The following is a 23262-nucleotide window of genomic DNA, read 5'->3' on the forward strand; positions in this document are numbered from 1 at the left end:
TTTTTAAAATGCCAAGAACAGGTTCAGCAATTTACAATGAGGAGTACTGGGAAGGTTATCAGGCGGAAAGAGAAGAGATTGAACAGGAGATTGCCAGAAAAAATCAGATAAGAAAGCAAATCTTAAAACAAAAAAAGGTTGAAAAGGTGAGGTTTTTAAGGAATGTATTGTTTGTTTGTATATTTTGCAGTATGTCAATAATTATTATGTGCGGTTATGTAAATATTACAATTGAGAGAGCAAAACTTGCTCAGCTTCAGAATGAACTTAAATTGCAAACCGATATCAACAAACAGTTAAAGCTTGAGATAGATGGCAAGTTTACTCTCTCTGAGATAGAAAAGATTGCACAGCAGAAGTATTCAATGACTTATCCTGACTTTTCTCAGGTTGTTTATGTCACTGTTCCTTCAACTGAAGAAAAGAATCAAAAGGTCGCAAAAGAGGAAAAATCGAATTATAATAATAAAGTGTCTTTGATAATAAACTTTATTAAGAAAATCTTTTAATTTTTTTAAGACCCAAGAAGCTGGAGGAAAAAAGACTTGAAAGAAGCGTCTTTAAGGATAAAAAAGAGAATACTTTTTGTTATGGCTGTGTTTTTTTTAAGCTTTGTGTTGTTGGTGGGAAGACTTTTTTATCTTCAGCTAATTAAAGGCGAAGAGCTCAAAAAAAGAGCTTTTTCCCAGTGGACGCGGGAGAGGCTTGTTGCACCTAAAAGAGGAAGCATTGTAGACAGGAACGGCAAGATCTTGGCAATGTCAATTACAGCTGAGACAGTTGTTGCATCTTTGAATCAGATTAAAGACAAAGAATGGACAGCAAAAGTGCTGTCTGGTATTTTGCAGATGGACTATCAAAAGATTTTGAATAAGCTCAATACAAAAGGAGTTTCAGACATCTACATAGCACGCAATATTGACAAAGAGAAGGCAGATAAGATAAGAAAATATGCTCTGCCGGGGATTTACTTAACGGGCGGGACAAAAAGGGTGTATCCAAACGGCAATTTTCTGGCTCAGGTTCTTGGTTTTACAGGGATTGACGACCAAGGACTTTCTGGGCTTGAACTTTATTATGACAAGTATCTTCGCGGCAAGCCTGGCGCTATTTCAGCACAGACTGATGCAAGCGGCAGGGCTGCACCGTTTTCGGAAGAGTTTTTTAAAAAACCTGTTGATGGATATGACCTAATGCTTACAATTGATGAGACAATACAACATTTTGCTGAAAAGTATGCTCAGAAGGCTTTGTATGATAACAAAGCAAAAAGTGTAACCATAATTGTTGAAAAGGTTAAAACAGGCGAGATTCTGGCCATGACATCAAAACCAGATTTTGACCCAAATAAACCGTTTGAGCTTATATACAAAGATAGGTTTCCTGATTTTGATAAGCTTTCTCAAGCAGAGAAAAACAAGATAGTTCAGTCAATGTGGAGAAACAGAGCACTGACAGACACATATGAGCCTGGGTCAACATTTAAGATAGTCACCGCAGCTGCAGGACTTGAAGAAGGGGTTGTAAATGAGAATTCACAGTTTTATTGCAGAGGTTATGTAAAGGTAGCAAACGCAATAATAAAATGCTGGAGATATTATAACCCGCATGGCAGCGAGAATTTTGTTGAGGGTGTTCAAAATTCGTGTAACCCTGTGTTTATAGAGATAGGGCAGAGACTGGGGAAAGAAAAACTTTATAAATATATAAATCTTTTTGGATTTGGACAAAAGACAGGTATAGATCTTCCTGGTGAAGCAAAAGGAATTGTTCAACCAATTGGTAAGGTTGGACCTGTTGAGCTTGCAACAATTTCTTTTGGACAGGGGATTTCAGCAACTCCCATTCAGGTTATCAGCATGATAAATGCAGTTGCAAACGATGGGGTATGGGTCCAGCCTCATGTTGTAAAGACCATATATGATAAGGACAAAAAACTGATCAAGTCTTTTGACAGCCCGCAAAAAAGAAGAGTTTTGGACCAGGACGTTGCAAGAAGGTTAAGAAATATTCTTCAGTCTGTTGTAACGAACGGTACAGGTCATAATGCTTATCTTCTTGGCTATAGAGTTGCAGGTAAAACGGGAACGTCGCAAAAGTATGATAAAACATCTAAAAAGTATATAGCATCATTTGGAGGTTTTGCACCGGCCGACAATCCAGAGGTGTCAGTTCTTGTTATTATAGATGAACCTGACCCTTCACTTTATTATGGAGGGTTAATAGCTGCCCCAGTTGCAAGAGATTTATTAAATGATATACTAAGATATTTAGATATCCAGCCACAGTACACAGCTGAAGAACTAAAACAGATAGAGTTTTATAAAGAATATATAGTGCCAAGTACAATAGGAATGAACATTGAAGATGCGAAAAAGGAAATATACAATAACAAGTTCAATGCTAAGGTCATAGGCAGTGGCGACAAAGTAATTGACCAAGTTCCAAAGGCTGGGTTTATGTTGAAAGAAGGTTCAACAATAATATTGTTTACGCAAGAGATGTCGCAGACAACTGTAGCTGTTCCGAATGTAGTGGGCTTGAGTTCCCAGGATGCACAAAAGGTGCTTTCAAATAGTCTTCTCAACATAAAAGTGAAAGGAATAAAAGGAAAGATTATAAGACAAAATCCGCAGCCAGGTACAAAAGTTCCAATAGGTTCAATTGTTGAGGTTGAAATTGCTGACAAAGAAAATGCGGAATAGAAAGGGTGAAGACTTCTTGAAATTAAAAGATTTAATTGAGAACATTGATGTTTTGGAAACTAATGTTGGAGATTTTGATAAAGATATAACTGATATTGCGTACAATTCAAAGAATGCAAAAGAAGGTTCTGCTTTTGTATGTATAAAAGGCTTCAAGACAGATGGACATGAATATATCGATGAGGCAATCCAAAATGGTGCACGTTTGGTAGTTGTAGATGAGTTTTTTGACACGTCTAAAATTGAAGGGAAGATTGATTATATCAAGACTTCAAATACCAGAAAGGCACTTGCTGTAATGTCTGCAAACTTTTTTGCTCATCCATCAAAAGATTTTTTGCTTATTGGTGTGACAGGTACAAACGGCAAAACTTCAACAACATTTATGATAAAATCTATACTTGAAGCTAATGGACAGAAAGTTGGGTTGATTGGTACAATCAAAAATATGATAGGTAGTAAAGAAATTGAGGCTCAGCATACAACTCCTGAGTCTTATGACCTGCAAAAACTCTTTTGGCAGATGAAAAGTGAGGGTGTTGACAGTGTTGTAATGGAGGTTTCTTCGCACTCTCTTGAGCTTTTTAGAGTATATGCCTGTGATTTTGATGTTGGAGTTTTTACAAACCTGACTCAAGATCATTTAGATTTTCATGGAACAATGGAAAATTATTTTTCAGCAAAATTAAAACTTTTCGGTATGAGCAAGAAAAGAGTAGTAAATGCTGACGACAGTTGGGGAAAAAGGATTATTGAGATGTATCCTGACTGTATAACATATGCCAAGGACAGTGATGCTAACGTTTGCGCACAGAATATTAAACTTTTTGTTAACAAAAACCAGTTTGATCTGTACTATAATAACAAAAAAGAGAATATATTACTTAATATCCCAGGACTTTTTTCAATTTACAATAGCCTTGCTGCTGCGGCGTGTTGCATTCTGCTTGGCATTGAACTTGATACAATAAAAAAAGGACTTGAGGAATTAAAAGCTGTACCGGGCAGATTTGAGATAGTTGAGTCAAACCAAAAGTTTACTGTGGTGATTGACTATGCACACACCCCTGACGGTCTTTTAAATCTTATGAAAACAGTAAATGAAGTTGCAGATGGTAGAAAGGTACTGCTTTTTGGATGCGGGGGAGACAGAGACAGGACAAAAAGACCAATTATGGGCGAGATTGCTGGCAAGATGGCAGATTTTGTGATTGTTACATCTGACAATCCGCGAACAGAAGATCCACTCAAGATAATTGCTGATATCTTGGAAGGGATAAAAAAGACAAATGTTGAGTATGTGGTCATACCCGACAGGTATGAGGCTATTAAATATGCCATAAAGAATGCAAGAGAAAATGATTTTATTGTCCTTGCCGGTAAGGGACATGAGACTTACCAGATTTTAAAAGATAGAACAATACCGTTTGATGAGAGAGAGGTTGTGAAGAATATCTTAAAGGAGCTAAGAGAATGAATCTGTGGCTTTCTGAGATAGCAAAAGCTTTAAACGGAGAGCTTAAAAACTTTTCTGACGATATTCTTGTGAGCAGTTTTTCACTTAATAGTAAAAATATAAGTAAAAATACCCTATTTATTCCTTTAAAAGGAACCAGATTTGATGGGCATGATTTTGTTGAAGAGGCTCTGCAAAACGGTGCAATTTCGTTTATTTCTCATAAAGAAATTGAAAATGTAAGAGTACCTTATGTGAAGGTCAAAGATACACTTGCTGCACTGCAAGGCTTAGCATCTTATGTGAGAGATAAACTAAAAGGACTAACAGTAATTGGAGTTACTGGGAGTGTAGGCAAAACCTCCACAAAAGAGTATATATTCAATGTCTTGAGTTGTAAGTACAAAACTTTCAAAAACCAGGGCAATTTAAACAATCATATAGGGCTTCCATTTTCTATTTTGAACATGCCAGAAGATACACAGGTAGCTGTATTTGAAATGGGTATGAGCAATTTTGGTGAAATTTCCAAACTATCTCAAATTGCAAAACCCAATATAGGAGTTATCACAAATATAGGTGTTGCTCATATTGAGAATTTAAAGTCACGTTACAACATTTTTCTTGCAAAATCTGAGATTCAGGATGGAATGCCGGAAAGTGGGATATTGATTATAAACAACGACAATGACATCTTGAACCTTCACAAAAAAGAACTCAAAAGAAAGGTTGTCACCATTGGGATTGAAAACGAGAGCAATTTCAGGGCGCAAAACGTGCAAAGACATCAGAATGGATTTTCATTTGAAGTGGGTGGCTACACATATTTCATAAAAAGTTTTAATTTTCATGACATTTATAACTCTCTTTTTGCAATTGCGATAGGTACAATTTTAGGAATAGACCGGCAGCTTGTGAAAGAAGCCATCCGCCAAAAGGAGAGGCTAAAAAGAAGATTTGAAGTTATCAAAAAAGGAAGTATTACCATTGTAGATGATACTTACAACGCAAGCACACATTCGATGCTGTCTGCTATAGACAGTATATGTGAGTTTGACGGCAAAAAGATATTAGTGTTGGGCGACATGCTTGAACTTGGTGAGTTTTCTGAAGAGGAACACAGGAAAGTTGGCAGATACATATTGCAAAAGCCGATAGATGTTGTCATATGTACAGGGAAAGACGCGTTTTATATATTCGATGAAGCAAAAAAGAAAGAGGGTTCAAGAGCATATTTTGTTTCAAAAGATGAGTGTTTAGATGTTTTGAAAAGAGAAGTTACAACCAATTCCACAATTCTTTTTAAGGCTTCGCGGGGTATAAAATTGGATGAAATTGTAGATGAATTTCTCAAGGAGAGGTAAAAGATGCTTGACATTGACACAATACTTGCAATAATAATTTCATTTTTGATTGTTTTAATTATCATGCCTTTTGTGATTCCATTTTTAAAATACTTGAAATTTGGTCAGGTTGTGCGAGATGATGGTCCCAAAACACACCACAAGAAAAGCGGTACTCCCACAATGGGTGGGCTTGTTATAGGTTTGAGTATAATCATAACATCGCTCATATTCTACAAAAAGTATCCTGCCATTGGAGCACCGCTGATAGTAACAGTTGCGTTTGGTCTCATAGGTTTTATAGACGATTTCATAAAGGTAGTGTTAAGAAGATCTTTGGGGCTTCGCGCACGTGAAAAGCTGGTACTTCAATTTTTGATCAGCATAACGTTTTTGTATGTCATACAAAAACATTTAGGAAGTGACGTTTACCTGCCGGTTGTAAATAGGTACATTGATTTAAAATGGGCGTATGTTCCTGTGATGTCAGTTTTAATGGTTTTCACTGTTAATGCTGTAAACCTTACAGATGGACTTGACGGTTTAGCAAGCGGTGTGACAATGATAGTTTCTTTGTTTTTAGCTATTATCTCTATATTTTCAAGAAATCATGATATGGCAATATTTAGCGGTGCTATTGTGGGGAGCTGTATGGGTTTTTTGAGGTACAACGCGCATCCAGCTATTGTTTTTATGGGAGACACGGGGTCTCTGATGCTGGGTGGTTCGATATTTGCAATTGCTGTGATGTTAAAACAGCCTGTGCTTGTTTTGGTTGTAGGTGGTCTGTATATCATAGAGGCCCTCTCTGTGATACTTCAAGTTATATATTTTAAGCTCACAAAAAAGAGGATATTTAGGATGGCGCCTTTGCACCATCATTTTGAGCTTTTAGGTTGGGATGAAGCAAAGGTTGTTGTTGTGTTTTGGATATTTACAATTCTGTTTTGCTTGCTTGCCTTGGCAATGATACAGCTGAAAATTTAGGAGTTGGAGGTTTTAAAATTGGATTTAAAAGGGAAAAGTGTCTTGGTGGTAGGCCTTGGCAGAAGCGGATTGGCTTCTGCGAGTTTTTTGAAAAAACAGGGGGCTTTTGTCATAGGTTTTGATGAAAAAGCAGAAGACCAGTTCAAAAAAGAAGATAGAAATTGTGCAGAAGAATCATGTGATGAAATCTATTATTGTGAGATTCCCGATGAGGTGATAGACAAGATTCAGCTTGTTGTTGTAAGTCCTGGAGTGCCGCTTAGCAAAAGAATTGTTGTGCTTGCTCACAAAAAGGGTGTTGAGGTCATTGGTGAGATTGAGCTTGCGTACAGGTTCTGTAAAAGTAAAAATATTGTGGCCATCACCGGTACAAATGGCAAGACAACAACCACAACTCTTGTAGGAGAGATTTTAAAAAAGCAGCATGATGATGTAGTTGTATGTGGTAACATTGGTCTTCCATTTATTGATACTGTAGAAACATCAAGTGAAAATACTATTTTTGTGCTTGAGATATCGAGTTTTCAGCTTGAAACAATTAAGTACTTTAAACCAAAGGTTGGATGTATTCTCAATATCACTCCTGACCATCTAAACAGGCACGCAACAATGGAAAATTATGTAAAAGCAAAGATGAGAATCTTCGAAAATATTGACGAGGCAGGATATACAGTCCTCAACTATGACAATGGCATAACCCGTGACTTGATAGGATTGGCAAAAAGGAATGTAATAGTATTTTCAAAAAATAAGAATCATTTCAAAAATATGGTTTTTGTTGAAGAAAACAAAATCTATTTTACTTTTGGAGGTAAAACACAAGAGGTTATGAAAAAAGATGAGATATTTATTCCAGGAGAACACAATTTAGAAAATGCGCTTGCAGCTATTGCCTGCACTTTGCCGTTTGGGGTAGCAAAAGATACTATTAAGGATGTGTTGAAGACTTTCAAAGGGGTTGAACACAGGATAGAATTTGTGACAGAGATAAATGGTATAAAATTTTATAATGATTCAAAAGGAACAAACACTGATGCGGCTGAAAAGGCAATCAGTGCTTTTGAAAGCCCAATAATTTTAATTGCTGGAGGATATGACAAGGGAGAAAGTTTTGAAAGGTTTGCAGGTTTGATAGCTAAAAAGGTCAAGAAAGTATTTTTGCTCGGTCAGACAAAGCAAAAGATTGCCAACGAACTTGAGAAAATAGGGTATCAAAACTTTGAGTTGGTGTCCAGCTTGAAAGAGGCAGTAGAGAAGAGCTTTGAATATGCAAAGAGCGGTGATGTTGTACTTCTGTCACCTGCATGCGCAAGTTGGGATATGTTTGAAAATTATGAGCAGAGAGGAAAAATGTTTAAAGAATATGTAAATGAGCTTTTGACATAGGGATGTGAATATCAAGGATGGAAAAGAAGATGATTGACTATCCGCTTTTATATATCACTCTTTTACTTTCGCTCATTGGAGTTGTAATGATATTCAGTGCAAGTTATTACTATGCATATTATCACTTTCATGACAGTTATCATTTTTTAAAAAAACAAGTAATAGGTATTCTACTGGGTTTAATAGTTATGTATATAACAAGTCAAATTGATTACAGAGTGTGGAAAAAGTTTGCCATTATGCTTTATATAATAGCTGCAATATCGCTTGTAGCAGTCTTAATTCCAGGTATAGGCAAGCTTGTAAACAACGCACGCAGATGGATTGACATTGGTCCTGTTCAGTTTCAGCCATCAGAGCTTGCAAAGTATGCTCTTGTGATAACTCTTGCTACGTACTTTGACCGTGTTGACAAACCAAAATCGAGATTTAAAGTTTTTGTTATTTCAATGCTTTTAACAGGGCTGTTCTTTGTACTTATATACAAGGAACCAAACATGAGCACTTGCATACTGATACTTGGGATTTCAATGCTCATGCTCTTTGCGTGGGGACTCAATCTTAGCTATTTTGTAACAATGGGTGCTTTAGCTGTGCCGATTTTGTACTACCTGACAACAAAAGAACAGTATAGGGTGGAAAGAATTCAGGCGCTTTTTAACCCATGGGCAGATCCCACAGACAAAGGGTACCAGATAATTCAGTCGCTGTACGCTATTGGTTCTGGTGGACTTTTTGGTATGGGACTTGGTCAGAGTAGGCAAAAACTATTGTACATTCCGGAGCCCCACACAGATTTTATATTTTCAATCTTGTGTGAAGAACTCGGGTTTGTTGGAGCTATATTTGTGATAGTTCTGTTTGTCCTGTTTGTATGGAGAGGGATTGTTATTGCGCTAAATAGTCCTGATAGGTTTGGCACACTTTTAGCGTTTGGTGTCACAAGCATAATAGCGTTGCAGGCAATCTTGAACATTGCTGTTGTAACAGCTTCAGTGCCGGCAACAGGTGTGCCATTACCGTTTATAACATACGGGGGAACTTCAATAGTGTTTCATCTTTTTGGTGTAGGACTTTTGCTGAGCATTTCAAGAAGAATCAAGGTGATAAAATGACACACGAAAGTAAAACATTAATATTTAGCGGTGGCGGGACAGGTGGTCATATTTATCCTGCAATTTCAGTTGCCGATTTTTTGAAAAGATCTGATAAGTACTTTAACATAATCTTCGTTGGAACAAAAGAAGGACTGGAGGCAAAGATTGTACCCGGGGCTGGTTACAAGATAGAGTTTATAGAGGTAAAAGGTCTTAAAAGACAGCTGACGGTAAAAAATGTTGAGGTATTAATAAAGTTTTTAAAAGGGTTTAGGCAGGCTAAGAAGATATTAAAGCGATACAAACCAGCTGCCGTATTTGTAACAGGGGGTTATGTATCACTTCCTGTTGCGTTTGCTGCAAAAAGTCTTGGAATAAAGATTATTTTGCACGAACAGAATGCTTTTCCGGGTCTTGCTAACAGGATAATTTCAAGATTTTGTGACAAGGTTTTGATAAGTTTTGAAGAGAGCAGAAAATACTTCAAAAAAAGCAAAAATATTATTTTGACAGGGAATCCAATCAGGCTTGAGATTTTGAACTACAATCAAAGCCAGGCAAAACGTGAGATTGGAGTTGAAGGTAAGACCACTGTTTTGATAGTAGGTGGAAGCAGAGGTGCAGAAAACCTAAACAGGGCAGCGATAAGACTTGCAAAGTCTTTTGAAGGTAACAAGGATGTACATTTTATCCTTTCGACAGGTGAGAAGAAGTTTGATGATGCAAAGAATTATGCTAAGCAGTTGAATGCGCTGACAAACATAAGTCTGTATCCATATATTATGGAGATGCCAAAATATCTTGCTGCTGCTGACATTGTTGTCTCAAGAGGTGGTGCTATAGCTATTTCTGAGATAACTGCTCTTGGCAAGCCAAGCATTATTGTCCCATCACCGTATGTAGTTAACAATCATCAAGAATACAATGCAAGAGCACTTGAAAGGCAAGGTGCGTGTTTTGTTGTACTTGAAAATGAACTTGAGGAAGATAAGCTTAAAATTTTTTTGGAAAAACTTATATATGATAAAGAGTTGTATACTTCAATGCAGAAAAAAAGCAAAAATCTTGGAAGACCTGATGCAACTGAAAATATAGCGAAAATAATAAGAGAATATATCAAATAAGTTTTGTAACAGCTGCTGGCGCTAAAGAATAAAATAATATGCGACGGTTTGCTGAAAAGTTTGGAAGTAAAAATGCAAAAACTTATCGTATATGGTCCAGCAAAGCTCATGGGAGAAATTGAGGTTGAAGGTGCAAAAAATGCAGTACTTCCCATATTAACAGCTTCTATTTTAGCAGAAAACAAAGTAATTATCACAAATGTACCTGATATTGCTGATGTGAGACACACATTGGAGATTCTTAAGTATCTTGGATGCAAGGTTTTGTTTGAAAATAATACAGTGGTGGTAGATAGTAGCTCAATTAAAAGATTTACCATCCCGCCTGAGTATGCCAAGTTGATGCGCTCAAGTATACTTTTCATGGGAGCACTTTTGAGCAAGTTTAAAAAGGCAGAACTATCTAATCAGCCAGGGGGGTGTGAGATAGGGCAAAGACCGATAGATCTTCACATCTTGGCTTTTAGACAGCTTGGGATAGAAGTATTTGAACATGATAGCAAGATAATGTGCAAATGCAAAAAGGTTAAAAGTAATGGGATATTTTTGCCAATTCCGTCAGTTGGAGCAACAGAGAATATAATTCTTGCCTCCATATTTTGCGATGGTGAAGTAGTGATAAAAAATGCAGCAAAAGAACCTGAGATAGCTGATCTTTGTCATTTTTTGAACAAACTTGGTGCTAAAATTAAAGGTGCAGGTACTCACATAATTAAGATTGAAGGTGTGAAAAAATTAAAAAGTGAAGAAGTGATTCATAAAGTTATTCCTGATAGAATTGTGGCAGGAACTTACCTGTGCGCAGTTGCTGCATGTGGAGAAGAAGTGGTTTTGAGAGGTGTATTTCCAAGACATTTGGATTCGATTTTGCATATTCTCAAAAGTGCGGGGTGTAAAATTAAAGAATCAAAGAATGAGATTTGGATAAAGAAAGAAGGAAGGTTAAAAGGCGGTCAGCGGATAACTACACATTACTACCCTGGTTTTCCCACAGATCTTCAGGCTCCTGTTTGTAGTGCGTTTGTGGTTGCGGATGGGGTTACTATAATCAAGGAGACCATTTTTGAAAACAGGTTTAAACACATTCCAGAACTTATTAAAATGGGTGCTGACATACATGTTGAAAAGGATATTGCAGTAATAAATGGAGTTGAAAAATTGAGAGGTTGTCAGGTCTTTGCTCGCGACTTGAGAGGAGGAGCTGCACTTTTTTTGGCAGGGCTATGCGCAGAAGGAGTAACAGAGGTTTTGGAGGCAGAGTATATTGACAGGGGTTACGAAAAAATAGAGGAGAAATACTCTTGGCTGGGGGCAAAGATTTTAAGAGAAAAAGGTGAGTGAATATTTAAAAATGGGTAGATTAAGTATAAAGATTAGTGTATTATTAATGTTAGGGATCCTTCTTTCTCTTTTTATTTTTAACTTGGATTACTTTGACGTGAAGCATTTTAGTATACATAATTTGCAAAGAGTTAAAAAAAATGATATCATAAAAATAATACAGCAATATCAAACTCAGAATATACTGAGTATAAATACAAAAGAGATTAAGCAAAAACTTTTAGAAAATCCGGAAATAGAGGATGTTAAAATAAAAAGAAAGCTGCCTAACACCCTTGTGATTGATGTTTATGAAAAACAAACAGCGGGTCTTATAAGATACTTAAATTCATATATAGAAATAGACAAAAAAGGGTATGTAATAAGAATAGAAGGGGATTTACGAGAAAATTCGATTATATTTAATGGGCTAAAAGTAACTCAGGTAGCAGTTGGAAAAAGAATTATAACAACAGATGAGTTCTTACTACAAAAAGCAATTGAGGTTTCTCAAAGTCTAAAGAAGTTTAATGCGTTTCATACTTTTAAAGTCAAAGTCATAGAAATCTTATTAAAAAATGTAAACGACATTGAATTGAAGATGGACAAGCTAACTGTAAAGCTTGGAGATGGGTCAGAGATAGATTACAAATTGAAGCTTTTGAAAAGCGTGTACAATAAATTACCAAAAAACATAGAAGGTGTTATAACACTAAACTCAAATGGGATTGCCACGTTCAGTCCAAATACTGGGGAGGACAATTAAAAGAATATGAAGGTAAAGATTAAAAAACCGACGGGTGGACAGGTTGCCATTGCTATTTTGTTATTGGTTCTGGGGATTTTGATGTCCATGCAGATAAAAAGTGTTAGGCAGAGCAACGAACTTAAAAATTTGGAAAAGGCTAGAGCTATTGAGCTTGCAGAACAGATAAATCAGCTGAGGAAGGAAAATGTGAGCCTTCGTCAGCAAGTGTATGATTTGGAGACAAAACTTAAAGAGTATCAAGACTCAGCAGCAAGTATAAGCAAAACAACCGAGCTTTTGAAAGAAGAGCTTGACAAGGTCAAGATTTTAGCAGGGCTTACTGATGTAGAAGGACCTGGTATTATTGTTACCCTTGACGATAGCAAAATTCCTGCCCAGCCAAATGTTGATCCAAACAGTTTTTTGCTACATGATTCTGATATTTTGCAGGTAATAAATGAACTTAGGGCAGCAGGAGCTGAAGCCATAGCAATAAATGACCAGAGAGTGGTTTCAACCACAGAGATAAGATGTGCAGGACCAACTATAAGCATAAATAACACAAGGTATTCTGCCCCGTACATAATAAAGGCAATCGGTGACCCTAAGATTCTTAAAAATTCTCTTGAGATGCGGGGTGGTATCATAGACCTTTTAAAAGAATTTTCTATAGAGGTTAAGATTGAAGAAGCTTCAAAAATTGTCATTCCACGTTATACCGGAAGTTTGAAGTTCAATTACGCAAAGATAAAGAGTGAAGGAAGCTGATGAGAGTATGATAGTGCTTGTAATTGCTCTTTTGGTTGGAATATTAATAGGGCTTTTTATTCCAATAAGTATTCCTCAGGATTATTCATCCTATGTTGCAGTTGGTCTTCTTGCAGCACTTGATTCTATATTTGGAGCTCTAAAATCAAATTTGAAAGGTGATTTCAAGATTGACATATTCATTTCTGGATTTGTGGGTAATACATTAATAGCCATGCTTCTTGCTTATATGGGTGACATGCTTGGTATTCCGCTGTACCAAGCAGCAATTGTGGCTTTTGGTGTTAGAATTTTTCAAAATTTTGGAGAGATGCGCAGAGCAATTTTGCTAAAAAACAAGAGTTTTTCTAAGGAGGAGAAAAACCAATGATTAGTTTTGACACAGAAAAAATGACCATTGCACAATTGAAAGTTGTTGGTGTTGGTGGCGCAGGAAACAATGCGGTCAATAGGATGATTGACGTTGGTGTGTCGGGGGTAGAGTTCATAGCAGTGAACACTGACAAGCAGGCTCTTCAGCGTTCGAAAGCGCATTATAAGATTCAAATAGGTGAGAAGATTACAAAAGGACTTGGAGCGGGAGCAGACCCGGAGATTGGAAGAAAAGCAGCAGAAGAAAGTAAAGAGGATATAGCCCAGGTTTTAAAAGGAGCAGACATGGTATTTATCACAGCGGGAATGGGTGGTGGTACAGGTACGGGTGCCTCACCTGTTGTTGCTGAGATAGCAAAAGAGCTTGGAATACTAACTGTTGCTGTTGTTACAAGACCATTTAAAAGTGAAGGCGCAAAGCGAAGAATTAACGCAGAAAAAGGAATAGAAGAGTTGAAGAAGATTGTAGATACAATAATTATTGTGCCAAACGACAGGCTTTTTATGCTTTCGACAAATAAGAGTCTCAAAATTTCAGATGCATTCAGAATGGCTGATGATGTGCTAAGACAGGGTGTTCAGGGAATTTCTGATATTATCTTGAATGCGGGACTAATAAACGTGGACTTTGCAGATGTCAAGGCTATTATGATGAACAAGGGATATGCGCACATGGGAATAGGCAAGGCAAAAGGCGACGAAAAAGTACTTAAGGCTTTAGAACAGGCAATCAACAGTCCTCTTCTTGAGACGTCAATAAAAGGTGCGAAAGGTGTTCTTGTAAACTACACTGGAAATCCAGAAGAACTTCTGCTTGACGAAATTGAAAGAGCAAACGAGCTTATTTCTTCCGAAGCTGATGAGAATGTTAACTTTATAATGGGCATTGTGTTCAATGAAGAGATGAAGGATGAAGTTCAGGTCACTGTTATTGCAACAGGATTTGACACAACCAATGAAGAACAGTCATCTGTCCAGGCCAACAAAGCTTCGCTGCCAAAGGTCGGCAATCTGCAAAATCTGTTCCAGGACGATGATATATTTGAAATTCCAATATTTTTAAAAAACAAGAAATAAAAAATATACCCCCTTGCTAAAAAGGCAGGGGGCTTATATTTTCTTGAGTTTTAAAATCTTCATTTTAAATATCAAAAAGTAATTTCAATAAGTTCATTTGTTTTATCGAGAACAAAGGTTGTTGTCTTGTTGCTGAAGCTGATTTCATAATCTCCCATATATCCTGATACTTTTACACTACCTTGTTCATCGGTCATTAGATACTGCTGTTCAGTCCACCATTCACCTTTTATAAGCTTGTAAAGCTCGTAGTAGATGGGTTTTATTCTACCATCTTTGGTTATAAAACCAGCAGGTGCGTTGAGCCACTCTCCATCTACAAAATTCCACCATGTGATAGCCTCAACCTTTGGATGTGCAAAAAGTGTTTTGTAATGCAACATAGCCTCCATGGCCTGTCGCTCTTCACCTTCAGGTGTACTTGGCCATTCTTCAACTTTATAGTCATTTAAGTCTTCAATTTCTGGTGGCATAAGGTTGCCTGAGATAATAGTGGTTTCTGTAAAGTGAATAGGTAGGTTAAAACGAGAAAATCTTTCTAATATCTCCTGAGTTTTTTCAACTCCCCAATATCCTTGGTGCATATGAGATTGAATTCCTATTGCATCAATTCTAACTCCTGCTTCAAGAAGTCCTTCAATTAAAATTTCATATGCTACAGAGGTGTTAAAATCGTTTATGAGAAATATTCCACGTGGATTTGCTTCCCTTGCTACAGCAAAAACCTCTCTAACAAGACGTATTCGGCCAAGTTCCTTACATATTCTTGTAATACCATTGTCATACTTATTAAATATGGGCATAATCACAACTTCATTGATCACATCCCAAATATCAATCAAACCTGCATACTCGCTTACTTCTCGCCGAATTCGCTCGAGCTGAGCAGCTAATATCTTTTGATTGTTCATCTCAAGCAGCCACGGAGCTGTGAGAGTGTGCCAGCAAAGCGGGTGACCTTTTACTGTACATCCTTTGGATATAAGCCATTTAGCTGTATTTTTAAGTCTGAGAGTATCAGGTTTACCTTTAACTGGTTCAAATCTTGCCCAATAAAATGGCAGAGTAGCAAAGTTAAAAAGATCCAAAAACTTTTCGAAAATTATTTCGGATTTTTCTTTTTCTTTGCCTTGGAGTTCATTGTTGGCAAAAGGTACTACTGAAAATTCGGCACAGCCAAACAAGAATTTATGTTTTGTCTGTCTTACCACCACCTCTGTATTTTTCAAAGGCGTGCCATCTGACCTTTTAATTTTCAATGTGACTGTACTTTTGCGATGTTCATAATTATTCATGAGTATTTTCCTCCTTTATTTTTTATTGGCATTAAATTACAAAAAATAGTTTGCATTACAAACAATACAGGATTATTATTTCAGTTTTATAATTTTACCACTTTTAATTTCTACAGGTTTATTGTTAACGCTTATCCACACTGAAATAGCAGATGGGTTATAGACAAAATCGCCATTTACTGAAAATTGTAAACTTCGTAGTGCTTTGAGATATCTTACTATTTCGATGTTAGTCGCATACCAAATATCGTCTTTTCCCGCCATCAATTTGCAAAAATTTTCTATTAAATGCCAATTATTTTTTCTTTCAAATTCGAAACTATGTCCCCACACATACATTAACTTTAGTTTTCCTTTATATTCATAATCTAAAAATTTACGTCCAAGTTCCAATAAATTGTCATCATGATGACAAGTTGGAGCCCAGGTTAAAAAGTTTGACGGAATACGAAAATCATGGTGAGATTCTACAGTCCTTGCATATTCAATCCCGAGACTTGGCAAAATATTCACAATTTCTTCATTATATACTCCATAAGGATAAGACATACCTTTAACCGGGTAACCAACTAATGTCTCTAAATTTTTTCTGTCTTCTAAAATTTCTTCAACCACAGCCTCAATTGGAATACAATCCATGAAAGGATGGGTTTTAGTGTGAACAGCAACTTCATGGCCTTCATATAGCTTTGCAACTTCATCCGGTGAAATAAAAGGTTTTTTACCAAGATTTCCTGAATTCAAATGAAAAGTGCCTTTTATTCCATATTCATTAAAAATTTCAACAAGCCTTCTATCGAATATTTGTCCGTCATCATAACTCATAGTCAGTGCTTTTGTTTTGCCAAAAGGAAATAAATCAAACTTTATATCCATTTATTCTCACCCCTGAAATTTTTGCTATATTTCTTCTTCTGTTGTAAACGGAGAGGCTGGCAAGCCTTCTTTATTGTACAGATTTGCTCCTTCTGGATTGTCAGCCCATGCATATCGAACATAAGCAGGATTTGAGATACTTTCGTTCCATACTATAACTTTGTTATCTTCTATGACAGCTTTAGCCCAGGTAAATTTTTTGTCACTTCCAGCAATTGCAAAATGTTTAAGTTCGCCACCTCCTTTTGCAATAAGACCACTGCCAACTTCTGAAAATTCAATAATTACCTTATTACCTTCAATCTTTGCAGACTTATAAAGTGGACCAGAAGCAACAAGATTTTCTTCGCCATATGCAATTTTTCGGGCAAGTAGGGCAAGCCTTTCTCCCACATCTTTTTTGTTAGAGGGATGCAGGTCATTCCATTCTCCTAAGTCAATGGTAACAGCCATGCCTGTATTTGGAACGGCGAGTGTCTTTCGCTGCTGTTCTCTGAGTTCAGCCCACTTACTCTCTGATGGTTGGGACTTTGCCTCCATAAAGTTTGCCAATTGTACGTACAGGAAAGGGAAGTCACCCTGTCCCCACTTTTGCCTCCAATCGGATATTAACGCACAGAACTTCTTATGATATCCTTTAGGGTTATCAGTGTTTGATTCACCCTGATACCATATAACACCTTTAATACTAAATTTTAAAAGCGGTGCAATCATGCCATTGAACAATCCTGCAGGTTTGTACTCGAAGAAAGTCATAGATGGTAGAGGCTTTTCAGCTACTGCACCGACTCTGTATTTCCACTCGCCTTCTAGGCTGATTTGGTAATCTTCAGTGAAAAGTTTGTAAGGCTTGCCTTTGACAAACTCTCCGTTACCATCGTTACTTATAACTCTTATGGCTATTACATTTTCACCTGGTTTAAGTAGGTGCGCAGGGACCTCGTATTTTCTTGGAGGATAGCGATAAGAAGTTGAACCTACAAGAGTACCGTTAATATAAGTGTGATCACTGTCAACTATTGTACCCATATAAAGCTTTGCGGGTTTGCCGACCATAGAAGCAGGTACAGTTACTTTTTTCCTAAACCATACCACTCCTTTCAAAGAGTCTAACCCCATTTCTTTCCAAGAAGCTGGGAGTTTAACAGTTTGCCAGTCCGAGTCATCGTAGTTAGGATCAAACCATGCAGGCTCACCTTTTTTCATACCTTTATCCTCTTTGTTTAGTTTTTCATACCAGGCATTTATCTCGGCTTCTTCCTTTTTCTTTATGCTTTCTATATAGCCGTCAACCTTGAGCTGTTCAAGTATTTTCAAATTTTCAGGAAATTGTTGTAAGGCATCTTCGCTAAGCCATGCTTCTATCGGAGTTCCACCAACGCATGCTTTAATCAAGCCTATGGGCACATGGTACTTTTCAAATAATGCCTTGGCAAAAAAGTATCCCACAGCCGAAAACCGAAGAATGGTATCTTTAGTAACTGGTTCCCAGCTACCTTCTTCCAAATCTTCTTGTGGTCCTTTGAAGTCATACCTGTCAGGCACAGTGAACTGTCTTATGAAAGGATTGTCGCAATTAGCTATCTCCTCTTCATAAATATCTTTTACTCTTTCCATGGGCAAAACCATATTCGATTGACCAGAACAAACCCACACATCTCCTATTAGTATGTTGTTTATAGTGATGCTTTTTTGAAATGTTTCTATTACCATAAAATAAGGTCCGCCTGCTTGCAGCTCAGGTAAAGTCACTTCCCACTTGCCGTCAGTGTTGGCAACAGTACTGTATGACTTGCCCAAAAAGTGTACTGTAACTTTTTCTTCTGGTAAAGCCCAGCCCCATATTTTTATCTTTTGGTCTCTTTGCAGTACCATGCCATCACTTATCAACCGAGCCAATCTAAGTGCCATTAGCAATCCCCTCTTTGGTATATGTATTTTTTAAAAAACATCGAAGGTTTATTGAAAAGCTTATATACAAGAGTGAGGTTCAATAACTTGCGATAATTAATGATAAAGTACTATCGCAAGTAAGATCTTTTTAATAAGTAAAATTGTTTCTTATCATTAAAAGGAAATCGATTTCAAGCTTTATTAAAAACAACAAATACTTTGTAGCTGTTGTTACTCTTTATTTTAACATAACTTCTGAATTATATCTATCCGAAAATAATTGGAAATTAAAGTTAACAATCTTTTGTCATACACACGAAAATAGTTTAATCCTTGTATTCTCTCAAGTACTCTTTTAATGCTAAAAATTTTTTGCTTGGTATTGGTACAGAGTTTCAGTGGTTAAATAAAAAATGGTTTATTTTTTGCAAAAAATTGTTAGAAATTTGTTTTTGGTAAGGAGGACCAGTTGAAACTTTTTTGACATAATTTTTACCTTTGCAGGAATATAATTATTACTTAGAAATAACTCTTTTGAGGACAAATAGTGGCGAGAAGATGATTATTTACGCAGATGTATATATATTGGAAAATTTAGTTATAAATTATTTTATTCTTCTTGTGACATCATATTTACTCAAAACAAATGTTAATAGTTTTAAGATTTTGCTCATAAGTATGCTTGGGGCTTTTTATTCGCTGTTTCAATTTTATCAGCCTCTGCAATTTTTGTACTCTCCTGTTGGGAAAATAATTGTTTCAATTTTTCTTGTATATTTTACCTTTTTGCCAAAAAACTTTTTTGGCTTTATCAGACAACTTCTCAGCTTTTACCTTGTAACAATTATGTTTGGTGGAATGGGATTTTTCGTTTATTATATTTCAAGAAATAGTATTGAGTACTCTGTGCAGCTAAAACTAAAAAACGTGCTACTTGCACTTGGCATTTCGCTAATTGTGTTCAAGCTGTCGTATGAGCTTGTAATTAAAAAGGTCTACAAAGATTCACTCATAAGGTATATAAGATTCAAGATAAATCAGTCAGAATACAGCTGTGTGGGATATGTAGATACAGGCAATAACTTAAAAGAACCTTTCTCTGGCAAACCTGTTGTAATTGTTGAAAAAAAGCTTCTTGAGATGGGTGAAGACGCAAAAGATATCTGTTCAAAGGATCTTGAAAAGCTTCAGGAACTTTTGGGGAACAGAATTGTTTTGATACCTTACAATTCAATTGGGCAGGAACATGGAGTTTTGGTGGGAGTTATACCCGATGAGTTTTATGTGTCAGAGAACAAAAACACATGGATAAAAAAAGATGTGGCAATTGCCTTGTATGACAAAAAGATTTCAAACAGGTACTCAGCACTGCTCGGCCCTGATTTAATCTGATTTTTTTAAAGGAGGAGTGATTTTTATGAAACTTGAGTCTAAGATTCTGCAATATGTATTGAAAATCTTAGAAAAACTTGGTTTCAAACTTTCTCAAAACCAAATAATGGAAATTTTCTATATTGGTGGATGTGACACACTTCCGCCGCCACTTACGCCTGACGAAGAAGCCCAGATTTTATACAGGATTCATTACCAAGGAGAAGAAGGATTAAAAAAGCTGCTAATAGAAAGAAATTTGAGGCTGGTTGTCTACATTGCGAGAAGATTTGAAAATACAAAGGTTAACCTTGAAGACCTTGTTTCAATAGGCACAATAGGTTTGATTAAAGCAATAAATACATACAATCCAAATAAGAATATAAAACTTGCTACTTACGCATCTAAATGTATAGAAAATGAGATTTTGATGTTTTTAAGGCGAAATTCTAACAAAAAGCTTGAACTGTCGATAGACGAGCCACTAAATGTTGACTGGGACGGCAATGAGCTTTTGCTCTCTGATGTTCTGGGGACTGATACAGAGGAAATCTACAATAGAATTGAGAGTAATGTAGAAAAAGAAGCGCTTTTGCAGGCAATTCAAAAGCTTCCGTCAAGGGAGAAAAAGATTGTTGAACTAAGATTTGGATTTGGAGATGAGGGTGAGAAGACTCAAAAAGAGGTTGCAGATATGCTGGGAATATCCCAAAGCTATATCTCACGCTTAGAAAAAAGATTATTACAAGACTCAAAAAAGAGCTGGCAAAGATTATATAATATGAAAATCTATTTCAGAATAATTGCCTTCCCCAAGGTTAATAATAAACAATAGCTTGAAGTTTTAAAAAAAGGGGGAGGTAATTAAATTGAACAAGGTAGAAATTTGTGGTGTGAACACATCAACTCTCCCCGTTTTGAGCCATGAGGAAAAATTCGAGCTTTTAAAGAGGATGAAAGAAGGAGACAAAGAAGCGCGGAGAATTTTTATTGAGGGGAATTTGAGGCTTGTTTTGAGTGTTGTCCAAAAGTTTGCAAACAGGGGCGAGAACTTAGATGATTTGTTCCAGGTAGGTTGTATTGGTCTTATAAAAGCGATTGATAATTTTGATCTTTCACAAAATGTCAAGTTCTCCACATATGCAGTGCCGATGATAATCGGAGAGATAAGAAGGTATCTGAGAGATAACAACTCTATGAGAATTTCAAGATCGTTGAAAGATACAGCCTATAAAGCTTTGAAAATAAAGGAAAAGTATATAAATAAAAACCACAGAGAACCAACATTGGAAGAGATAGCAAAAGAACTCTCAATCACCAAAGAAGAGCTTGTTTTTGCGCTTGATTCCATTCAGGAGCCGATATCTTTGTATGAACCCGTATTTCAAGATAGCAGTGACACAATGTATGTTGTGGAAAAACTGTGCGACCAGAAATCATGCGAAAATGTTTGGCTTGAGGAGATATCGTTGAAGGATGCCCTCAGCAAACTGACAAAGCGTGAAAAAGAAATTCTGTATTTGCGTTATTATAAGGGAAAAACTCAGATGGAGGTAGCAAGAATTGTGGGAATTTCACAGGCACAGGTGTCAAGAATCGAAAAAAGTGCAATAGGACATATCAAGAAGTATATCTAAGATTTTGTTGTTGACAATTTATGCATTCAAAATTTATAATAATCTAAAATTAACAAAAGCCTTTTACCTTAAAAGGTAGGGTAAGGTAAAAGGCTTGTAAATTTTTTAAGGGGGCAATGGCTCAATGGCTTTTATTGAAATGACTATTCCAGACTATTTTGATATGATAGCTGCAAAGTATGCTGACAATCCTGCTGTCATTTATCATCATGAAAAGATTTACCTTACATATTCCCAGTTCAAAAAAATGGTGGACGATGCAGCAAAAGGCTTTATGGCAATTGGAATTCAAAAAGGAGAACATGTGGCTGTATGGGCAACAAATAGGCTTGAGTATCTCATTTCAATTTTTGCTTTAGCCAAGATTGGAGCAGTACTTGTTACTGTAAATACCAACTACAAGATATATGAGCTTGAGTATCTTCTTAGGCAATCTGACAGTTCCACTTTAATATTCACAGAAGGATTTAAAGATTCGAACTATCTTGAGATTGTGAAAAAACTCAATCCACAGCTTCAGGCGTGCAAAAAAGGAGAGCTTGAAAATCCGAATCTACCGTGTCTTAAAAGACTTGTTTTTGTCGGGCAAGGTTCCCATGATGGAATATATAACTGGCACGAGGTAATTGAACTTGGTAAAAATGTTTCTGATGAGGAGCTAATACACAGGCAAAAAAGCCTTGAGCCGGATGAGGTAATAAATATGCAGTACACTTCTGGTACCACCGGATTTCCCAAAGGTGTTATGCTTACACACAGAAACATTCTCAACAACGCAAACGCAATTGCAGATTGCATGCAACTTACATACAAGGACAAGCTGTGCATCCCTGTACCGTTTTTTCACTGTTTTGGACTTGTATTAGGTATAGGTGCATGTGTGACAAAAGGTGCCACCATGGTGCCGCTTGACCATTTTAGTCCTCTTAAAGTTATGGAGACAGTCCACTTTGAAAGATGCACTGGTTTGCATGGTGTACCTACAATGTTTATTGCAATCTTGCAGCACCCGGACTTTGATAAATTCGACTTTTCTTCTCTGAGAACTGGTATAATGGCAGGAGCACCTTGTCCTATTAAGGTGATGAGAGAAGTTGTCGAAAAGATGCACATGAAAGAGATTACAATAGCATATGGTCAAACAGAGGCATCACCTGTAATAACTCAGACAAGAGTTGATGACCCTCTTGAATTTAGGGTATCCACGGTTGGAAAACCACTTGAAGGTGTGGAGGTTAAAATTGTAGATATTCATACCAAAAAAGAGGTTCCAAACGGTGTTATTGGAGAGATATGCGCAAGAGGGTACAACATTATGAAAGGATATTACAAGATGCCGGAAGCAACAAAACAGGCTATTGACGAAGATGGCTGGCTTCACACAGGTGATTTAGGATACATTGACCAAAATGGATATTTAAGAATTACTGGCAGGCTCAAAGACATGATAATAAGAGGTGGAGAAAATATCTATCCGCGCGAAATAGAAGAATTTTTATATACACATCCGGCAGTAAAAGATGTTCAGGTTGTGGGTGTGCCGGATAAGGTTTATGGTGAGGAGATTGCTGCGTTTATAATCCTTAAGGATGGGTGTAAGGTAGCCGAAGAGGAAATAAAAGAGTTTGTAAAAGCAAATCTTGCACGGCACAAGACACCAAAATATGTTATATTTGTTGATGGTTTTCCTACAACTGCAAACGGTAAGGTCCAAAAATATAAACTGAGAGAGATGGCCATAGAAAAGTTTGGTCTTCACGATGCGGCAAATATCGAAACAGCATAGGTTTTTTGGCACAAGCAATAT

At 36.7% G+C, this 23262-nt stretch carries 20 protein-coding genes; 17 read left to right on the forward strand and 3 right to left on the reverse strand.

What is annotated here, in order from left to right; translation table 11 throughout:
* Positions 1-8: 8 nt before the first annotated feature.
* The 13 genes from COB47_RS03470 to ftsZ all read left to right on the forward strand — a co-directional run bounded on the left by COB47_RS03470 (position 9) and on the right by ftsZ (position 14383).
* Positions 9-509 carry a cell division protein FtsL gene (locus COB47_RS03470; protein WP_013290015.1) on the forward strand — a complete coding sequence of 167 codons (501 nt, stop codon included), beginning with the start codon at positions 9-11 and terminating at the stop codon, positions 507-509.
* A gap of 36 nt (positions 510-545) precedes the next feature.
* The gene (locus tag COB47_RS03475; protein WP_013290016.1) at positions 546-2705 is read left to right on the forward strand and encodes a stage V sporulation protein D; all 2160 of its coding nucleotides are present in this window, start codon (positions 546-548) and stop codon (positions 2703-2705) included.
* A complete protein-coding gene (locus tag COB47_RS03480; protein ID WP_083771549.1) occupies positions 2695-4182 on the forward strand; it encodes a UDP-N-acetylmuramoyl-L-alanyl-D-glutamate--2,6-diaminopimelate ligase in 1488 nt (495 codons plus the stop codon). Before COB47_RS03475 ends, COB47_RS03480 begins: the two co-directional genes overlap by 11 nt.
* The gene (locus COB47_RS03485) at positions 4179-5525 is read left to right on the forward strand and encodes a UDP-N-acetylmuramoyl-tripeptide--D-alanyl-D-alanine ligase (RefSeq protein WP_013290018.1); all 1347 of its coding nucleotides are present in this window, start codon (positions 4179-4181) and stop codon (positions 5523-5525) included. Before COB47_RS03480 ends, COB47_RS03485 begins: the two co-directional genes overlap by 4 nt.
* A gap of 3 nt (positions 5526-5528) precedes the next feature.
* The gene (gene mraY, locus COB47_RS03490) at positions 5529-6491 is read left to right on the forward strand and encodes a phospho-N-acetylmuramoyl-pentapeptide-transferase (protein ID WP_013290019.1); all 963 of its coding nucleotides are present in this window, start codon (positions 5529-5531) and stop codon (positions 6489-6491) included.
* An 18-nt stretch (positions 6492-6509) separates the two neighbouring features.
* Positions 6510-7877, forward strand: coding sequence for a UDP-N-acetylmuramoyl-L-alanine--D-glutamate ligase (gene murD, locus COB47_RS03495; protein ID WP_013290020.1), 1368 nt, complete (start codon positions 6510-6512; stop codon positions 7875-7877).
* Positions 7878-7906: 29 nt separating this feature from the next.
* Positions 7907-8992 carry a putative lipid II flippase FtsW gene (gene ftsW / locus COB47_RS03500; RefSeq protein ID WP_013290021.1) on the forward strand — a complete coding sequence of 362 codons (1086 nt, stop codon included), beginning with the start codon at positions 7907-7909 and terminating at the stop codon, positions 8990-8992.
* Positions 8989-10098, forward strand: a complete 1110-nt coding sequence (gene murG, locus COB47_RS03505; RefSeq protein ID WP_013290022.1) for an undecaprenyldiphospho-muramoylpentapeptide beta-N-acetylglucosaminyltransferase — start codon at positions 8989-8991, stop codon at positions 10096-10098. The genes ftsW and murG overlap by 4 nt, the downstream gene beginning before the upstream one ends.
* Positions 10099-10170: 72 nt before the next feature.
* Positions 10171-11439: a UDP-N-acetylglucosamine 1-carboxyvinyltransferase gene (gene murA / locus COB47_RS03510; protein ID WP_013290023.1), complete on the forward strand. Its 1269-nt coding sequence runs from the start codon at positions 10171-10173 to the stop codon at positions 11437-11439.
* Between the two features lie 10 nt (positions 11440-11449).
* Entirely contained in the window at positions 11450-12184 is a 735-nt protein-coding gene (locus tag COB47_RS03515) for a cell division protein FtsQ/DivIB (protein WP_013290024.1), read from the forward strand.
* 6 nt (positions 12185-12190) lie between these two features.
* Positions 12191-12934 (forward strand): DUF881 domain-containing protein, encoded by a 744-nt coding sequence (locus tag COB47_RS03520; protein WP_013290025.1) that lies wholly within the window; start codon positions 12191-12193, stop codon positions 12932-12934.
* Between the two features lie 7 nt (positions 12935-12941).
* A complete protein-coding gene (locus COB47_RS03525; RefSeq protein ID WP_013290026.1) occupies positions 12942-13304 on the forward strand; it encodes a small basic family protein in 363 nt (120 codons plus the stop codon).
* On the forward strand, positions 13301-14383 hold the full coding sequence (ftsZ, locus tag COB47_RS03530) for a cell division protein FtsZ (RefSeq protein ID WP_013290027.1): 1083 nt from the start codon (positions 13301-13303) through the stop codon (positions 14381-14383). Before COB47_RS03525 ends, ftsZ begins: the two co-directional genes overlap by 4 nt.
* 71 nt (positions 14384-14454) lie before the next feature.
* Here the strand turns inward: ftsZ and COB47_RS03535 are convergent, their stop codons facing one another.
* From COB47_RS03535 to COB47_RS03545, 3 genes are all read right to left on the reverse strand, one after another.
* On the reverse strand, positions 14455-15678 hold the full coding sequence (locus COB47_RS03535; protein WP_013290028.1) for an endo-1,4-beta-xylanase: 1224 nt from the start codon (positions 15676-15678) through the stop codon (positions 14455-14457).
* Positions 15679-15753: 75 nt separating this feature from the next.
* Entirely contained in the window at positions 15754-16554 is an 801-nt protein-coding gene (locus COB47_RS03540; protein WP_013290029.1) for a polysaccharide deacetylase family protein, read from the reverse strand.
* A 24-nt stretch (positions 16555-16578) separates the two neighbouring features.
* Positions 16579-18465: a sialate O-acetylesterase gene (locus tag COB47_RS03545; protein WP_013290030.1), complete on the reverse strand. Its 1887-nt coding sequence runs from the start codon at positions 18463-18465 to the stop codon at positions 16579-16581.
* Between the two features lie 540 nt (positions 18466-19005).
* On the opposite strand from COB47_RS03545, the gene COB47_RS03550 reads away from it, so the two are divergent.
* The 4 genes from COB47_RS03550 (at position 19006) to COB47_RS03565 (ending at position 23241) form a co-directional block, all read left to right on the forward strand.
* Positions 19006-19839 carry a sigma-E processing peptidase SpoIIGA gene (locus COB47_RS03550; protein WP_013290031.1) on the forward strand — a complete coding sequence of 278 codons (834 nt, stop codon included), beginning with the start codon at positions 19006-19008 and terminating at the stop codon, positions 19837-19839.
* Positions 19840-19864: 25 nt separating this feature from the next.
* Entirely contained in the window at positions 19865-20653 is a 789-nt protein-coding gene (gene sigE, locus COB47_RS03555) for an RNA polymerase sporulation sigma factor SigE (protein WP_013290032.1), read from the forward strand.
* Between the two features lie 34 nt (positions 20654-20687).
* Complete coding sequence (sigG, locus tag COB47_RS03560) at positions 20688-21455, forward strand: RNA polymerase sporulation sigma factor SigG (RefSeq protein WP_013290033.1); 768 nt, start codon at positions 20688-20690, stop codon at positions 21453-21455.
* 124 nt (positions 21456-21579) lie between these two features.
* Complete coding sequence (locus COB47_RS03565) at positions 21580-23241, forward strand: AMP-binding protein (RefSeq protein WP_013290034.1); 1662 nt, start codon at positions 21580-21582, stop codon at positions 23239-23241.
* The last annotated feature ends 21 nt before the right edge of the window (positions 23242-23262 follow it).

This window comes from Caldicellulosiruptor obsidiansis OB47 (genome assembly GCF_000145215.1).
GTDB classification, from domain to species: domain Bacteria; phylum Bacillota; class Thermoanaerobacteria; order Caldicellulosiruptorales; family Caldicellulosiruptoraceae; genus Caldicellulosiruptor; species Caldicellulosiruptor obsidiansis.

Bases quoted from the DNA above. Each gene is read 5' to 3' on its own strand.
- COB47_RS03470 (WP_013290015.1), top strand. From the start codon at position 9: ATGCCAAGAACAGGTTCAGCAATTTACAATGAGGAGTACTGGGAAGGT.
- COB47_RS03480 (WP_083771549.1), top strand. From the start codon at position 2,695: ATGCGGAATAGAAAGGGTGAAGACTTCTTGAAATTAAAAGATTTAATT.
- COB47_RS03485 (WP_013290018.1), top strand. From the start codon at position 4,179: ATGAATCTGTGGCTTTCTGAGATAGCAAAAGCTTTAAACGGAGAGCTT.
- mraY (WP_013290019.1), top strand. From the start codon at position 5,529: ATGCTTGACATTGACACAATACTTGCAATAATAATTTCATTTTTGATT.
- ftsW (WP_013290021.1), top strand. From the start codon at position 7,907: ATGATTGACTATCCGCTTTTATATATCACTCTTTTACTTTCGCTCATT.
- murG (WP_013290022.1), top strand. From the start codon at position 8,989: ATGACACACGAAAGTAAAACATTAATATTTAGCGGTGGCGGGACAGGT.
- murA (WP_013290023.1), top strand. From the start codon at position 10,171: ATGCAAAAACTTATCGTATATGGTCCAGCAAAGCTCATGGGAGAAATT.
- COB47_RS03515 (WP_013290024.1), top strand. From the start codon at position 11,450: ATGGGTAGATTAAGTATAAAGATTAGTGTATTATTAATGTTAGGGATC.
- COB47_RS03520 (WP_013290025.1), top strand. From the start codon at position 12,191: ATGAAGGTAAAGATTAAAAAACCGACGGGTGGACAGGTTGCCATTGCT.
- COB47_RS03525 (WP_013290026.1), top strand. From the start codon at position 12,942: ATGATAGTGCTTGTAATTGCTCTTTTGGTTGGAATATTAATAGGGCTT.
- ftsZ (WP_013290027.1), top strand. From the start codon at position 13,301: ATGATTAGTTTTGACACAGAAAAAATGACCATTGCACAATTGAAAGTT.
- COB47_RS03535 (WP_013290028.1), bottom strand. From the start codon at position 15,678: ATGAATAATTATGAACATCGCAAAAGTACAGTCACATTGAAAATTAAA.
- COB47_RS03540 (WP_013290029.1), bottom strand. From the start codon at position 16,554: ATGGATATAAAGTTTGATTTATTTCCTTTTGGCAAAACAAAAGCACTG.
- COB47_RS03545 (WP_013290030.1), bottom strand. From the start codon at position 18,465: ATGGCACTTAGATTGGCTCGGTTGATAAGTGATGGCATGGTACTGCAA.
- COB47_RS03550 (WP_013290031.1), top strand. From the start codon at position 19,006: ATGATTATTTACGCAGATGTATATATATTGGAAAATTTAGTTATAAAT.
- sigE (WP_013290032.1), top strand. From the start codon at position 19,865: ATGAAACTTGAGTCTAAGATTCTGCAATATGTATTGAAAATCTTAGAA.
- COB47_RS03565 (WP_013290034.1), top strand. From the start codon at position 21,580: ATGGCTTTTATTGAAATGACTATTCCAGACTATTTTGATATGATAGCT.